We start from the raw sequence: 15,594 nt of genomic DNA, 5'->3' as shown, positions 1-15,594 counted from the left end.
ATTAAAGCTTAAAACTATATGAAACCCAGGGAGAAACTCCAAACGCGTATTCCAGAGAACTTTTCTGATCAATAGAAGAGTCTGTAGTCAAATGATAGTATAAAGGATTTTTTCTATCGTATAAATTGTATATCCCTACAGAAATCGTGCTTGATAAAGCTCTTTTTTTAGATAACCGGGTCTGGAAATGATACTGGCCCGAAACATCCATTCTGCTGAAATCAGGGAACCTCGAAGTATTTCTGCCCTCATAAATAGGAACATTAATCCCGTCATGCTGATAATAACCTACTGGCAGTGTCAATGGTCTGCCCGTTGAATAAGTGAAAAATGCCTGAACTGAAAACTTCGTATTGAAAAGATAAGACGCACTCAATTTCAGCTCATGGGGAATATCATAATTTGCAGCAAACCTGTTCCCGTCATTAATCCCCTGAATTGTTCGGAAAGCCCTGGAATAAGTATAAGCCAGGCTGCCTGTAAGCTTACCCGTTGTTTTAGTAATTTCTGCCTCAACTCCATAAACATCAGACTTACCTGCTTTAAGCTGATTTCTAATGTCTGGATTTTGAATGATCTGTGCATGACCAGTCAAATCCAGCTGATTGTGTAATTTTTTATAGTATCCGCTTAAAGAGAAAAAGAAACCATCTGGTGAATAATTGTAGCCGGCTGAAAACAGATCTGAGCGCTGCGGGGCTATGGTCGCAGAGGCAGGGACCCAGGGTTCCAGAGAAGAAAATGCCAGTGTACTATTTTGTATCAATTGCAGATATTGGAAACTGCGGTTATAAGTAATGAAAAGTCGCTTTTTATCATTTAATAAGTAACTTAAATTGACCCTGGGTTCCGGATTGATAAATGTTTTGTAATCATTCTGTTTAACCCTGTTTCCCTGCTGATCAAAAATATCAAGGCGTTCCTCTGCATTCTGGAAAAGCCCAAGTCGAAGGCCATAATTCAGTGTAAACGAATTATCAAATGAAATTTCCTGGTTATAATAAACAGCAGATTCTACAGATTTATCTTTTGCAATATTAAACTCGTTGCTTTCCTTATTCTTTGTCTGCCCGGGTGTAAACTGATGGTAAGTTGTTGAAATACCGAATTTGATCAGGTTGACCGGAGTATTGTAAAAAGTATAATCCGCTTTGACAGTCAGATCTCTTACCCCGGTACTCCATTGACTTTTTTGAGACAGGGTGTCTGAATTCAGATCCAGCAGGTTGCTGTAATTGCTGTAAATTGCGGAAGCATTCATAAACAACCTGGAATTAAAAATATGATTCCACCTTAAGGTAGAGGTCAGATTTCCCCAATCATTACGGAATGAATTCTCTGAAAGTAACCTGTCCTGACCAGCATAGACCGAATAAAACACACTATTGTTCTTATTGATCCTGTAGTTTGCCTTCGCATTGATGTCGTAATAGATAGAATTAGGGTTGAATAATTTGAACTTGCTTCTAAAAACATCAAGTAAACTTCTTCTGACGGCAAAAATAAATGACCCCTTATCTTTAACAATAGGGCCTTCTGCTGAAATACGGGCAGATAACATATTGATCCCCCCATTGATATGAAACTCTTTGTTATTACCTTCAGCCATACGGTTAACGATAACAGAAGAAAGTCTTCCGCCAAAATTAGCCGGAATATAATCTTTATAAACCTGTATATTATTGATGGCATCAGGATTGAAAACAGAAACCAGACCATACAAATGTGAAGGATTATAAACCACTGCTTCATCCAGTAAAATCAGGTTCTGATCAGAATTTCCACCCCGGATAAACAAACCCGAACTGCCTTCAGAAATTGATTTTATGCCATTTTGCATCTGTAAAGCCTTGATCACATCGGTTTCACCCGCATAATAAGTTTTCATTTCTAAAGCCGCCGGACTGTAACTCTGCTGATTTTGTAAGATTGGATTCGGCGTAACCGTTTGCGTAATCTCTACCTCAGGCAGTGAGTTCGTTTGTGCGGAAAGCTCTGCTTCGAGTTCCGTATTTTCAGTCAGGTGAAGTGTTTTTCGCTCAGTTTCGTAACCCAAATTAGAAATCAGTACCTCATAAGACCCTTTTGGTATAGTTAGCGAATAAAAACCATACTGATTAGTGACTACACCTACCTTAAGTTTCGGAATAAATAAAGTAGCGCCGATTAATTCTTCCCCGTCCTCCTGATTTCTAATATGGCCATGAATCGTACAGCTATTGGATTTTGATTTTGTGATTACAATATTATTTCCAATCAGGTTGAATGTCAGTGATGTACCCTTGAAAACCTTTTTAAGGACCGAAGCCAGCGGAGCATTCACGAAATTCATTTCAGTTATCTGGTAAGCTCCAGGTAAATCAGACTCATAGGAAAAAGTTATCGCATAGTCTGTTTGCAACTTAGCAAGTACACTGACCAGGGAACCTTTCTTTAAATTGATACTTACCGGGCGTTCGAGGATTGTTCTTTTTTGGGCATAAACTCTGCCTGTATGCGATAAACACACAAAAAGGAGCAATGCAAAAACCTTATATAACATACATCTTTGAGCAGGGAACAGAAGTCGTTTGGAAATTTAGTTATTTTTCGGCTAAAATATAACTTCCTTCTTCATTAATGACCTGACATTGTAAAGTTGCAGCGATAACTTTTAAGGCGCTATCCGGTGTTTGGTAGTGCAGATGTGCGGTTAATTTTCGGTTTTCCAGGCTATCCCCATCAATAGTAATAGAGTTTTTATAAACTCTGCTGAGTTGTTTAACTACCTCATTAAGAGGTGTTTCTGTAAAGATGAACTCTTTATTTAACCACGATTTGTAATTAATATCTGTATTCTTTTCGGCTGTAAGTTTACCTGTAGCAGAAGAATAGCGGCCTGTAGTACCCACAGTAAGCAGTACGGATTTCGAGGCTAAAGGCTGTTGTAGTGCAACCTGTCCTTCTTCGACAGTCAGTACAATATCCCGGTTACGTTTAGAAATGTTAAAACTTGTACCCAGATCCAGCGCATGTACATCACCAAGGTCTACCAGGAAAGGGTATTTAGTCTGGTGGATAACTTTAACAAAAATTTCTCCGTTTAAGAGCAGGATCCTTCTGTTTGTTTTGAAGCTTCCGGCAGCATATTTTATCGTTGCACCGCTGTTAAGCTGCACTGAAGTGCCATCAGGCAGGGTGATCATTTTTGCAGCAGCGCTCTGGTCATTGCTGATTACTGTATAATTGTTTTTATTAAAATAATAATAGCCTAAAGACATCACCAGCAGTACAGATGCTGCGATACCATACCAGATTTTAGTATGTGTATTTCTTTCTTTTTGCTTCCACGCATATTCCAGGTTATCAATTTTCTGATCCAGAGATTCCCACGATGATTCTGCAGTATATGGTTGAGTATTGTATAGTTGATTAATATTTTGCTCTACCTGAACAAATCCCTGGTATGTTTTCTCATTCTGATCACTTGCAGCCCTCCAATTCTCCAGTAGGATTTTGTGCGCCGGACTGATTGTCTCTTCGAGATCATCAAGAATCAGGGAGTAAATAAACTGTTCGTTACTTTCAAATGCTTTCATGGTATAATTGTATACTGGATCTAATATTTATAAAGTATCAGAAGCAGCAATAATAAATTTTGCTGTTGTTTTTCCAATAGTTCTCTCAATTTCTGAAAACCGTAAGTCAAATGATTTTTAACTGTTTTAATAGATATATTCATTTGCATTGCGATTTCCTGTTGTTTTAATTTCCCAAAACGGCTTAAATACATCACTTCCCTGCATTTTGGGGGCAAAATAGCCAGTGCGTCCTCCAGATTGTTCAGCAAAGACTCTTTTTTATCCCGTTGTTCATTTTCAACCTCGGGATCACTTTCCACTACCAGGTAAGCATTTTGCTTTCCGTTGTTAATCTTTTCTTTTTTAATGAAGTTCAGAGCGGAGTTAACCACTGCTCTGGACAAGTAACTTTTGATGGAATACTGAACGGTAAGCTGTCCGGCTATTTTCCAGATCGTCAGAAACACATCATGTACAATTTCTTCAGCAACCGGCGCTTGTCCAACATAACGGTAGGCCAGCGCAAACAGTTGTTTGTAATACTGTTTATACAGTTTTTCAAAAGCCTTTCGATCATGCGTTTTCAGCGCCGCGATCAATGCCCGGTCTTCATCTGGAAGAGAGTGTTTTTGTTCCTCGCTCATCCGGCCGCTATTTTTGCTTAAAGGTCAGTACTCCTGAAATATCCGGTGAATCAGATACCGTATTCATGGCTACAAACCATAATCCTTTTAACAGGTTTCTTTCCTGCAATGGATTTAAAGTGAGCCTGCCGGTAATTTCCAATTCGGAGATCTGTCCGTTGCTTTTGTATATTTCCTTGACCAGTTCTCCAACTGATCCTTTGATGCCGCTTCTCAGCGTAATTATAGTGGGTGCAATTTTCTCAAAATTAAGCGTATAGATCAATTGCTTAGTACCCTCATCATATGTTCCTTTTAAAATGCCTGTACCTTCAGCATTTGTATTCGTCCCTTTTTTGTCAATCCTTGCTGTAATTATATAACTTTTTACCGGCGGGTTAATTTTTGTTTCCCCGGTTGACGCTTCTTTTTTGCAGGATGACGACAATACGGCCATCAAAATTAATACCGCTCCAAAAACCTTATATAAGCTTGATTCCCTAACCTTCATTCCATTTTATACAGGAGGCTAAAATACTAATTATAGCTTAAACGTATTGTTAATTAAACCTAAATGTTCTCCTGCTCAGGAATCCGTATTCCAGCGCGCGCTTACTGTGAAAATTCTTGTAATAACCTAATAATGTGAATAAGACATACTTTCCGGTATTTAGTTTAATCCAAATGTTATCTTCTGATAATTCATGCGCTGTTTTTTCGGCATTAACCTGGTATATTTCTGCTTCGGCAACTGAAAGTGCTTTGGTATAAGGCTTATAAATGTTCTTGGTTACCTTACGGTCCAGATAATAATCAGGAGAAGATAAACTATAGGCATTACCTGTAATGTACTGGAAATTATGAAAATGATAAAAAACCAGATCAAAAGATGTCTGCGTATTCAGCTCTTTACCTTTAACCTGTTTCCCCTTAGTCGCAAATTCATATTGCTGCACATTCCATGGAGCAACGCCTCCGCCAATATTTTTTAAGACATGAACAGTATCAAAACGGGTAGTCCAATCATCCAGGTACTTCTGATCGCCAAACTTATTATCTTCAAAACGATTGAAACACCATTCTATACACGCATCAACCCACCAGTTCAGGACTTCCATACCTGCCTGTGTATTTTTAAAAGTCATGAATTGCACACAATAAATACCGCTGGTTAAGGACTGATTATAACGCGGCGTATATCTGTGTTCGGTAATCAGCACTGATTTTTCACCCATTTCATCAATTAAACAAGCAGGATCACTAAAAAATAACAGATCTGCATCGATATAAGTACAATGATCCAGCGTATAATTCTCTATGCAATACTTCACAGTGGATGATGCACAAGTCCAGCAGTATTCTCCTGCAGTACGGTCAGCTTTTATTGCAAGCAACCGATCATTTTCAAAGGTAGATAAGCTGATGATGCTCGCATTTTTAAGTGCCATTTTTGTAAGCACATCAAAGCAGTAAGTATCAAAAGCGAAAATATACAGGTGGAAATCGTCAGAATTCTGTTCCAGTGAATTATACATCGCGATTCCGCGGGACAAATAAGTTGTGTTAAATAAGGTGCAGAAATTAAGCATATTTTGATTTATTTACGAAGTAAAATCCTTTGTTATAGCCAATTGGCTTATGGTCAATTGAGAGCACTGCTTCTCCCGGTACATAAGATGGAAATTCACAGATGGTCTTGTAACCGGCGGTGAAATGGTTTAAAAAACGTTTTTCCTGGAAAAACCAGGAAGGATAAGCTGCGCTGTAAATTTCAGGAGGCACGACTTGTAGAGTCAGCCGGTCTTGCTCCCCATGGTGAAAAGTAGTCCGGTCAAAAACCACAAAATCGAAATTGAAAGCTGCTAGTTTTTTAAGAAAGACGTGAGGTTCCGGAAGATATTGAACAGAGCCAGATAATAAAATCAAGTCTGGTTGCTGAACTTTCAGGCAAGCCTCGATAGATGGATAGAATTTTAAACAATCATCCTCAAAATGTTCCTGGCCAGCAGCCACATAATGCTCCTGTTCCACAATATTCCAGCTGGCACAAATGTCTTTTCCGGCAAAGCCTTTAGTTTGAAAGTAAGTGCTGCCTAATGATCCGCCAAAATCAAGAATATGAATTGGCCGTTGAAGCAGGGCAGCGCTGCGGAATAAACAGCTTAATAAAGGGAAAGGGTGTTCTATTTTGTCAAAAACAACCGAATCACGTTCATAAACAGCCGTGCCATTTTTAACCTGCAATAAAGCATCCCTGGTTTTATTGAGTATGCTTACTTCGTTATAACCACCGACAGAATCGACCAGGTCATCCCAGTTGGAATAATTTCCAGACCAGCCGTAAAGTGATTTTTTAGATTTAGAAGAAAATAATTTGAACATTATGGGCTTTGAATAATCGATTTTTCATGGACATGACAACCGATTATTCAAAAAGTCCTATAAGGAAATCCAGAATTATTTTTTTATTTGAAGAAGGCCTTTAAAAAGGCCTAAAGATGACGTTGTATCAAAGTGATTTCAAAGATAGTTCCATTTCCGATTTCAGAATGGATGTCGAAATTTCCATGTAAGCTATTCACCAGGTGTTTAACCAGTGAAAGCCCGAATCCATATCCTTTTTCTCCAACCGTACCATTTGTTGTGGCAGTTTTTCCATCCATAATACAATTGATAGTTTCCTGATCCATTCCCACACCAGAGTCTTCAACTTTAATCTTTAATTGATATTGACCAACATCTACTTCAAGATCAAGATCTACTGCGACAGTCCCGTTCTGCGGGGTAAATTTCATCGCATTAGAGATCAGATTTCCGGTAATCTGGAGCAGCTTATTTTTGATAAAGGGGATATGTTCATTTTTTTCATTGATATGAATCCGAAAAGTGATGTTTTTATTCATCGACTGCGGCAAATACAAACGCTCCAGTTTCTCTTTAAATATCAATAGATTAAATTCGTCGTTTTTTAAAGCAGGGGTTTTTCCTTCGGTCAGAATTTCATCAGCAAGTTCAAGGACAGACCTGCCGCTTTTATGAATCATGGTGATAAACTCTAAAACCTCGTCCAGGTTATTGTTGTTCCCTTGTTCTGCAATGACTGCTGCCAGTCCGACGATACCAGCAATAGGCCCTCTGATGTCATGTGCTACCTTTTTCTGGGTTTCTCTGACCTGATCTAATTTATGTTTAAGACCATCAATAGCTTTTAATGCTTTTAACCTGTTGACCACTTCGCCGGCAACAATTTTCAGCAGCTCAATCTTTTCAGGACTTTGTTCTCTCAGCCTTTGATCCATTACACAGAGTGAGCCGATATGAGATCCATCAGAAGTTGTTAATGGAACACCAAAATAATAACGCAGATTAGGCGGGCCGCTCACCGCAGGAAATTCTTTAAAACGATCGTCAGCCGACATATCAGGGACTTCAAAGTATTCCTCTGTAGACGATAATGAGACTGTATATTGACAAACCGTTTCTTCTCTGGGATTTTGAACTACACCATCAAGCCCGTAACTGGAATAGGTCCACTGTGTAAAACTATCAATTAAATTAACCAAAGATATTTCTGTACCGGCGATCTTCGCTGCTAAATGAGCCAGATCCTTGAAATTATTCTCCATGCAGGAGTAGTCGATGTCAAATTCTGCCAGAGTTAATATACGTTCCTGTTCATTTTCAGGTATAGGATGCTGAAACATTTTCATGTAATGCTATTTATGAATTTCTGTTTAACCGGGTGATTAATTCTGCACTTTGTAATCTGCCTTGTTCCAATCTGTCATTAAAGAAGTTTTTAGTCTGATCAAAATGTTGTTTATAGCCGTTAATATCTCCATAACCAATAATAGATGACCATTCCCTTACCGAAGAGTGGAATTCCAGATCATCTGCCCGGATCTGCTTGTCATAAAGGGCAGCGGCAATAGATTCTTCCAATAACTCTTCGTTTCTGAACAGGTATTCTACAATGCCCAGACGTAAACGGAAGGGGGGAGTCTGACAAATCAGGTTGTCGTATGGATTGATTTTCAGGTGATACCAGGCATCAGCCATGCTGAGCAGGCTTAAATGTGAATTTGGCGTATGTGGTGCTCCGGTTCCTGAAAGGGAAAATTCTTTCATGATCTGGTTGTCCAGGAGCAGAAATTGTTTGTCCTCAGGAAAAAGAAAATTCTTAACTTCTTTAATACGCTGGCGGAATTCTGTTTCTTTCTCCATAATCATCAGCTTGAAAAGCTCTGATTCTGATTGTGCGTAACGCTTGATCTGGTGGCGTGCATATGGATTCATAATAGCCAGACCTGCATAGATGTGAGATTTGTAACTGAAAATCCGCAGCATCGTTAAAATCTTTACATTATCGATTCCACCCAGGTAAGATGGGTTTTCCCAGGGGAAGAATCCCGCTTCTTTCCATGCTGTGCCCATACTTTCAAAACCCATGTGGGTGACTGCCTGTGTATCGGCTACGATTTTGTCGTGTTCATGGTAATCTTTCATTTCTACGATGTCAGAACCTAAAACTTCCAGCAGATCTGTCATTCGGGTATAAGCAGCTGCATCACAGCGGTGTGGGATAACGATTAGCGTTTGTCCTTTAGGGTCAAAGCCGGGGCCGTGTAAGGAATGGCAGGTAATAATATTGACATCCTTCGGTAAATATTGTTCAAAGGCGGCGATCTCAGGATGTTTTACAGAAGTCTGGCCGGCAACGATAGCGCCATATTTGGTGGAAGCTCCATAAAGGGCAACTACTTCTGCTATTTTTTCAGCTTCCACGGCATAAAATATCACGTCGCATTTGCGGGATACCGCATTTCCGTCGATTAATACTTCTATACCTAAAGGAGACAATTCCTCTTCCAGCTTTTCTCTGAAGACCGGGAGATCAGCACCGCAAACCCGATGTCCTGCTTTAGCAAAATGTTTTGCATAAAGTTTGCCCATGTCCCCCAGGCCAATAATTCCTATATCCATTTCAATATTATATACGGCAAATAAGCGAAATTATGCGGAAAACGGAACGATTATCGTCATTTTTATCGCAAGAGTCAGGGTAGTAATTATTTGTAAAGAAGTTTTTTTATGTAATGATTTATATTTGTACTTTATTTATAAAATAAGCAGGCGTGTATTTTTTTATAGTATCCTTTTTACAGGCTTACTAAGTATTGGGGAAACCGTTTGAACACAGCAAATATATTCAGGATGGATCAAAAACAAAACGAGATTAATAGTATCCGGGTTTCCCGTGAAAATTCGAATGCTGCGATTCTTAAAGGGGATGCAGCAGGTGTTGCACAGTATTGGATGGATGATATTATTGTTATTTCTGGGGAAGGTGGTCAGTATGCAGGGAAAAAACTGTTGCTGAAAGTGTTTACAGAAATGTTCCAGGAAGACCGCCCTGTTTTTGAACGGATTCCTTCGGCGATTACGATTGGAGATAGCGGGGTGCTGGCCTGGGAAACAGGGGAGTGGAATTATAAAACGGAAAAATTCAGAGGTAATTATTCAGCGATGTGGCGGAAAGTTAAAGGGAAATGGCTAACGCAGTCTGAGCTTTTTGTTTCGCTGGATTAGGTGTCAAAGGTTGTTAACTAAGATTTTTTTGAATGGAGAGAGGAGAAAAGCTAAGAAATATCGGTAACTTTTATCGCTGGTACCAATTTTCAATCTGAATATCTTCTATTCGTTCAAAATCTTTCACATTATCCGTAACCAAAATCAGATTATTCTCAACAGATGTCACTCCAATTAATAAGTCAAATTCATCATTAATTGGTTTACCCATTTTACGTAGACGAACTTTTTCTTTTGCATAGCGATTTATAGAGCCAATTATTGGTATTATAGATAATCCATTAACAAAATGATCAACAGCCTTATGAGCTTTTTCCTGATTATCACTATTTTCTGCGCCAAATCTTAATTCGACAACAGTAATTTCAGAAATGAAGAAGTTCTTTCTTCCCTTTTCCCTTATTATAGAAACAAGGTCAAGTTTACCCCTTAAATAGAATACACAAGTACTAGTGTCTAAGAGGTACTGCATTAAAATTTGAAGTCTTTGTCTTTGAAACTTCTGGATGCCTTGATTTCTTCAGTAATAGTTTCAGCGGATTTATCTTCAGGAAATGCACCAAAGGATTTGAAAAATTCTTTTTCCTTTGTGTTCTTTTCTTTCTTTAGTGACTTTGTCAGGCGTTCTATTAGTTCTAATTTGGTAAATGAATCTAATCCTTCAAACAAATAAGAATAAGTATCTATAATATTTTTTGTCGCAACTGTCATAATTCTTAGTTTAATAAGCATGTTAACAGAAAACTGCTCTATACAAAAATAACAATAAAAATCCGCAACTCTTTGATAAATGTACAGTTCATCTTACAATTCATAATTAATATTGTACTTGATTATCTGACTGGTAATGAGATGTATTATGTTGTTTTTAGCTGATCAGTAGTTTTCTAATAGTTAAGAAAACCTGAATTTTTACTATGATAAGACCTACTAATTGTTTAGATTTAAAAACATGAACGACTGATGTCTGCTATTCATAACTTTTATCCCCCGGAAGCTCTCCGCAACCATGTGAAGTATTTCTGGTGCCTGGAAGCTAATACCCTGAATAATAGCAGCAAATGTTTTCAGATTTTTCCTGATGGTCTTCCCGGATTACTCTTTCATCACTATGACGGTCAGCAGGTTCTGGAACTCCCTGATCAGCAAAAACTACCTTCCTCATTTATATATGGCCTTTCAACCCATGCTTTTACCAATTACACCAATCACCAGTTTTCTGCTATAGGTGTAAGTTTATATCCATGGGCATTGAACCAGCTCTTTAAGATCGACAGTGCTGAATTTACCAATAAAATGGTCGCCATGGACGATCTTACCGCTTTTACCCTAAATGAAAGACTGTTTCATACGCCTGGCCCCGATACCGCAATTCAGCTCCTTTCCCGTTATCTTATTCAAAAAGTCAACTGTGCCCGTGGCGAAGACCAGCTGATAAAAGACTCGATTCGGCAAATCAGTCACAACCCTGGTAGTTTAATCCGTGATTTAAGCAAACATTACCAACTGAGCGAAAGGCAGTTTGAACGCCGTTTTAAGCAGACGACAGGTGTTAGTCCCTACCAATATTCCAAAATCCTCAGGTTTCAAAGATCCTTGTCAAAACTTAATCTCCATACCACGGAAAACCTTTCTGATGTTGCATACCAATCAGGATTCGCAGATCAATCTCATTTTATCCGGGAATTCAAACAATATGCTGGTCTTACGCCGAATTCATACCTGAAGATAAAAAAACAAAATCAGCACCTGCTATCCGGGCATATTCATCAAAATATTCCTCAGCGGATTTTATTGGTTTAAATCTGTCGGTTTTATGCTATCACAACCAGCAGTAATTTCAGAGTTTTGAATAAAAATTTCAGCTCATGGTTAAAATACATCATATCAATTGCGGCTCTTTACAAAGAGATCCTGAAAGTCTTAAAGTGTTGTGTCACTGTTTATTATTGGAAGACGCAAACGGTCTTGCGCTCGTGGATACCGGAATAGGTATTCAGGATATTTTACATCCGCTGGAAAGAATTGGCAAAACAATCATTAACCAGGCAGGTTTTAATTTTAACATTTCGGAAACCGCTATTTCAAAAATTGAAAGATTAGGATTTTCGAAGGATGACGTTAAACATTGTATTATAAGCCATCTTGACCCGGATCATATCGGCGGGCTCGCAGATTTTCCTCAAGCCACAGTACATCTGTCTGCCATTGAACTACAAAGTTTTCTGGAAGGCCATTCGCGCTATCGCCCTCAGCAATTCGCACATCGGCCTTTATTAAAGCTATACCCTGAATTTGATGAAAGCTGGTTCGGTTTGGCCGCAAAACGTGCAGACCTGAATTTTGAATCAGCAGTTTATTTAGTATTTCTTCCAGGACATACTTTAGGACACTGCGGCGTTGCGATTCAGCAAAAAGATAAATGGCTGTTATACGTTGGTGATGCTTATTATTTAAGAGAAGAACTTTTTACAACAGCTCATCCGGTGGAAGAACTGGCTGCATTAATGGCTATGGACAATAAACAACGTATCACATCTTTGGAAAACCTCAGGATGTTTGCTCAAAAATACGCGGAGGAAATAGAACTTTTTGGTTATCATGATCCATCGGAATTAACCGGAGCAATCCCTTAAAATCGACGGCCGATTGATGTTTTCAATTGTTTAAAAAGTCTTGAAGCTATATTTTTACGGCGCGCAGGCTGGTTCAGGTTTCTCATGAAATCTGCAAATGCAAGATAGGCCTGCGGATCTGCAATAATCTCAGTTTCTACCATTATTGCAGAATCAGACAGTGTCACGTCATAACTATTACTTTGTCCGCAATGTGTTCCACTGGCATCATGACCAATGTTTCTGACTAATGATTGGCCAGGATAGAGCGTTAATTTTTCTGAAAGAAATGCAGAAGCATACCACCTGATGTCCCAATGCGTGGTATTGCCAGTTGCCTGCTGCTCCAATGCTTTAACATAAGGATAAGAGTTGTCAAAATCGAACTCTTGCTGAAGATCCTGCGCTATAATTTTTTCCAATAATTTTGCCCCATCGTGCTCAAATAAGTCCCACGCTCTCTTCCATGTTGCCCAGCCCCAGCAATCGGCCCCCTTAATAAAGAAAACGTCTTTGAGCTTTTGCGGAACAGGAAAAACATAACCATGTATAGAAGCAACTTTATCCTGGTTTTCGTAAAAATCCAGGCCTTCGTTCATAAATTTTAAAAACCAGGGGGAAGTAACCAGATCATCCTCCAGTACAATTGCTTTACCATGTTTATTGATCACCTCAGTTACACCCTGAATCGTATTTTCATCCACGCCCAGATTAGTCTCACGTAAACAAATATGAATATTTTTGAAACCTGTTATACTGGTCAGATAACTTCTAAGTGCAGTAACTTTATCCTCTGCTGCAGTATCTTTTGCAGCATCAGCATAGATATACAATTCACTATCTTTTGCTAGTAAATTTTCTTTCAGTGCAGCTATAGTCTGTTGGGTATGCGATAAACGGTTATAGACAAAAAGGATGATCGGCGCTATAGTAGTCATTTATTTTTTTTACGAATGTAGAAAATATATTATTGACTCATTAGCAGGTTCAGCATTTCCTTTACTTCTTCTAGTTCCTGTTCCAGTTTAATGACCCTGTTTTCCAGGTCAGGAGAAGATTGTTGAACGGTTTCAGGCTCAGAAATTTCCTCTTCCTCTATGTCGCCCCCAAACAAATGTTTATATCTCACTTCTTTTTGTCCCGGTTTTTTAGCCAGCTGTTTTACATAAAAAGGTTCTTCCTGTGCCAGCTTATGCAAGATTTCCTGCACTTCTTCGATAGTTTCAAATTCATATAATCTTGCCGAGTTCGTATTGATTTCACCAGGAGTTAATGGGCCACGTAACAGCAATAAACAAATTACTGCCAGTTCGGCCGGGATCAGGGGATAGGCAATAGCAAGATTGTGCTTATATTTTGTGCTTCTGCTGCTGCCACCCATAGCTGTACTGGTTAAACCTTTAATTTTTAAAGTGTTTAAAGTCAGGGTAACCGTTTCTTCATCATAATTGACAATAGGATTTCTTGATGTTTTCTGATTGCAGGCAGTAGTCAACGCAGAAATCGTCATGGGATAATAGTCTGGTGTAGTTCTGCTTTTTTCTAGTAATACACCTAAAACACGCTGTTCTGCTGCGTTTAATAGAATTAAAGGCTGGTTATTTTCCATGTAATAAATATAGAAGAAGCAGTTAATATTTGATGTAAATTTTATTAAATTATATTATTATAAAGGGACAGATGTCCCCAATAGATGCGCTAAATCATTTTTATATCAAAAATTATATAGATTGTTTATCATTTTTATAAAAAAGTTATATCTTTATTTTCAGTCAGGTTTAAAACACTCAATGGTTATAATTCGCTCTCAAATGTTTGAATTATTACTCATGTTTTTCATTTGAATTCTGTTAAACTAATTAACAGATCAAATTTTAAAAATATGCAGTTTAATAACTGCGCAAGAAATAGGCTTCGGCTTATAAATAGGTAGTTAATAAAAAAATGCTGATGGATGTCAGCATTTTTCTTTGTTACCTGTTTCATCAAACTGTAGCGTTATTCCCCAATATTTTTCATAAGCTTAATTATTAATTAGTTGATTTTCAGAATGTTGTTTAGTGTGCCGGCTTTTGGCATCATTATGAAACTATACCATTCAGATTAAATAACTGAATTATATACACAACAGTAGCGAAATATAGATTTACCAGAATTGAAAATTTCGAATGCTTAAACACAAATCTTAAAATTATGAAAAATATCATTTTAACAGCCGCAGCATTATTAGCAATTACAGGTATATCAACAGTAAAAGCATCAGAAACTAAAACTCCGTTAACAGCTACACTAAAAATGGATAGCGCAGCTACCATGAAAACAGACAGTGCAGCTACTATGAAAATGGACAGTGTGTTTGCAATGAACACAGACAGCGCAGCTACTAGGAGAACAGATAGTGCATCTACTATGAAAATGGACAGCGCAGCTACCATGAAAACAGATAGTACAATGAAAGTTAAACAAGACAGTTCACAAAAAGTACCTGTGAAACTAGAACAACTTCCTGCACCAGTAACTACAACTTTAAAAGCAGATGCTTACAAAGACTGGACACCAACAACAGCGTTTTTAGTAACTGCAGCAGATAAATCACAATTCTACCAAATTGATGTGACAAAAGGTACTGAAAAAGCCTTCATCAAAATCAATAAAGATGGTGTAGTTGTTCAATAGATAATATTACAACACGTTTTAATATCATAATGGGAGCCGGATTTTATCCGGCTCTTTTTTGTATAAAAGGGTTTAGTTTCATGCGCTGCAAGGCAGGCAGTTTGCCTGAACGTATCAGGTAGCCTATAAGTAATGCGATCAGCATGACACAGCTATTTAAGGATCAATACCAAAACTTGTGGGGCTGAATTAAGTTAGGCGTAAATCTGAGATAGTCTGTACAAGAAAAATTCGATATTTCTCACCCCCCTGAATTGGGATCTAAAAGCTTTGAGTTTGGCATTGAAAGCTTCGGCAGAAGCATTGGTAGATCTGTTGTCGAAATAATTCAAGATCGTTTGATAGTGATTTTCAATGGTTCTTGAAATGGTATTAAAAGCTTTAAATCGCGCTTGCCTTACCTTTTCGTGCCATCTGGCCAGCCTGGCCAAACCATACACTTTATCGGTAGTTTTTTCAAAGATATTGCTAAGGTTCATACTTAAATCATAGGCCTGCTTCAGATCCGGATAACGCTCAAATAACAGATCT

General features: G+C 38.3%; 17 protein-coding genes. 4 read left to right on the top strand and 13 right to left on the bottom strand.

Annotation, left to right across the window (positions count from 1 at the left end; genetic code table 11):
• Window position 1: 1 nt before the first annotated feature.
• The 8 genes from LY11_RS13870 to LY11_RS13835 form a co-directional block, all read right to left on the bottom strand.
• Window positions 2-2,542: a TonB-dependent receptor gene (locus LY11_RS13870; protein WP_111634268.1), complete on the bottom strand. Its 2,541-nt coding sequence runs from the start codon at window positions 2,540-2,542 to the stop codon at window positions 2-4.
• Window positions 2,543-2,582: 40 nt separating this feature from the next.
• On the bottom strand, window positions 2,583-3,578 hold the full coding sequence (locus LY11_RS13865; RefSeq protein WP_111634267.1) for a FecR family protein: 996 nt from the start codon (window positions 3,576-3,578) through the stop codon (window positions 2,583-2,585).
• Between the two features lie 20 nt (window positions 3,579-3,598).
• A complete protein-coding gene (locus tag LY11_RS13860) occupies window positions 3,599-4,204 on the bottom strand; it encodes an RNA polymerase sigma factor (RefSeq protein WP_111634266.1) in 606 nt (201 codons plus the stop codon).
• 7 nt (window positions 4,205-4,211) lie between these two features.
• Window positions 4,212-4,694, bottom strand: coding sequence for a CHRD domain-containing protein (locus LY11_RS13855; RefSeq protein WP_111634265.1), 483 nt, complete (start codon window positions 4,692-4,694; stop codon window positions 4,212-4,214).
• 49 nt (window positions 4,695-4,743) lie between these two features.
• Entirely contained in the window at window positions 4,744-5,772 is a 1,029-nt protein-coding gene (locus LY11_RS13850) for a glycosyl transferase (protein WP_111634264.1), read from the bottom strand.
• Complete coding sequence (locus tag LY11_RS13845) at window positions 5,765-6,565, bottom strand: methyltransferase, TIGR04325 family (RefSeq protein WP_111634263.1); 801 nt, start codon at window positions 6,563-6,565, stop codon at window positions 5,765-5,767. Before LY11_RS13845 ends, LY11_RS13850 begins: the two co-directional genes overlap by 8 nt.
• Window positions 6,566-6,675: 110 nt before the next feature.
• Window positions 6,676-7,893 carry a GAF domain-containing sensor histidine kinase gene (locus LY11_RS13840; RefSeq protein ID WP_111634262.1) on the bottom strand — a complete coding sequence of 406 codons (1,218 nt, stop codon included), beginning with the start codon at window positions 7,891-7,893 and terminating at the stop codon, window positions 6,676-6,678.
• A 10-nt stretch (window positions 7,894-7,903) separates the two neighbouring features.
• The gene (locus LY11_RS13835) at window positions 7,904-9,166 is read right to left on the bottom strand and encodes a prephenate dehydrogenase (RefSeq protein ID WP_111634261.1); all 1,263 of its coding nucleotides are present in this window, start codon (window positions 9,164-9,166) and stop codon (window positions 7,904-7,906) included.
• Window positions 9,167-9,397: 231 nt separating this feature from the next.
• Between LY11_RS13835 and LY11_RS13830 the strand changes: the two genes are divergently transcribed.
• Entirely contained in the window at window positions 9,398-9,772 is a 375-nt protein-coding gene (locus LY11_RS13830) for a YybH family protein (RefSeq protein WP_111634260.1), read from the top strand.
• A gap of 70 nt (window positions 9,773-9,842) precedes the next feature.
• On the opposite strand, the gene LY11_RS13825 is transcribed toward LY11_RS13830, so the two are convergent.
• Together LY11_RS13825 and LY11_RS13820 are read right to left on the bottom strand one after the other, a co-directional pair.
• A complete protein-coding gene (locus LY11_RS13825; protein WP_111634259.1) occupies window positions 9,843-10,244 on the bottom strand; it encodes a PIN domain-containing protein in 402 nt (133 codons plus the stop codon).
• Complete coding sequence (locus LY11_RS13820) at window positions 10,244-10,483, bottom strand: hypothetical protein (protein ID WP_111634351.1); 240 nt, start codon at window positions 10,481-10,483, stop codon at window positions 10,244-10,246. Before LY11_RS13820 ends, LY11_RS13825 begins: the two co-directional genes overlap by 1 nt.
• A gap of 252 nt (window positions 10,484-10,735) precedes the next feature.
• Here LY11_RS13820 and LY11_RS13815 point away from each other — a divergent pair, with 252 nt between their 5' ends.
• Both LY11_RS13815 and LY11_RS13810 read left to right on the top strand, forming a co-directional pair.
• Entirely contained in the window at window positions 10,736-11,575 is an 840-nt protein-coding gene (locus LY11_RS13815) for a helix-turn-helix transcriptional regulator (RefSeq protein ID WP_111634258.1), read from the top strand.
• A gap of 65 nt (window positions 11,576-11,640) precedes the next feature.
• Complete coding sequence (locus LY11_RS13810; protein ID WP_111634257.1) at window positions 11,641-12,408, top strand: MBL fold metallo-hydrolase; 768 nt, start codon at window positions 11,641-11,643, stop codon at window positions 12,406-12,408.
• Here the strand turns inward: LY11_RS13810 and LY11_RS13805 are convergent.
• Together LY11_RS13805 and LY11_RS13800 are read right to left on the bottom strand one after the other, a co-directional pair.
• Complete coding sequence (locus tag LY11_RS13805) at window positions 12,405-13,325, bottom strand: glycosyltransferase family 2 protein (protein ID WP_111634256.1); 921 nt, start codon at window positions 13,323-13,325, stop codon at window positions 12,405-12,407. The two genes, LY11_RS13810 and LY11_RS13805, sit on opposite strands and share 4 nt — an antisense overlap.
• A 29-nt stretch (window positions 13,326-13,354) precedes the next feature.
• Window positions 13,355-13,996: a YceH family protein gene (locus tag LY11_RS13800; RefSeq protein ID WP_111634255.1), complete on the bottom strand. Its 642-nt coding sequence runs from the start codon at window positions 13,994-13,996 to the stop codon at window positions 13,355-13,357.
• A 584-nt stretch (window positions 13,997-14,580) separates the two neighbouring features.
• On the opposite strand from LY11_RS13800, the gene LY11_RS13795 reads away from it, so the two are divergent.
• Window positions 14,581-15,063, top strand: a complete 483-nt coding sequence (locus LY11_RS13795; RefSeq protein WP_111634254.1) for a hypothetical protein — start codon at window positions 14,581-14,583, stop codon at window positions 15,061-15,063.
• Window positions 15,064-15,257: 194 nt separating this feature from the next.
• Here LY11_RS13795 and LY11_RS13790 read toward each other — a convergent pair.
• Window positions 15,258-15,594, bottom strand: a 337-nt coding sequence (locus tag LY11_RS13790) for a transposase (RefSeq protein ID WP_146610846.1), incomplete at its 5' end; no start/stop codon positions are given.

The sequence above is a fragment of the Pedobacter cryoconitis genome (genome assembly GCF_003259615.1).
In the GTDB taxonomy this organism is placed as follows: Bacteria; Bacteroidota; Bacteroidia; order Sphingobacteriales; family Sphingobacteriaceae; genus Pedobacter; species Pedobacter cryoconitis.
Note: the sequence above shows the minus strand (reverse complement) of the source record. Positions and strands in the feature narration are given on the sequence as shown.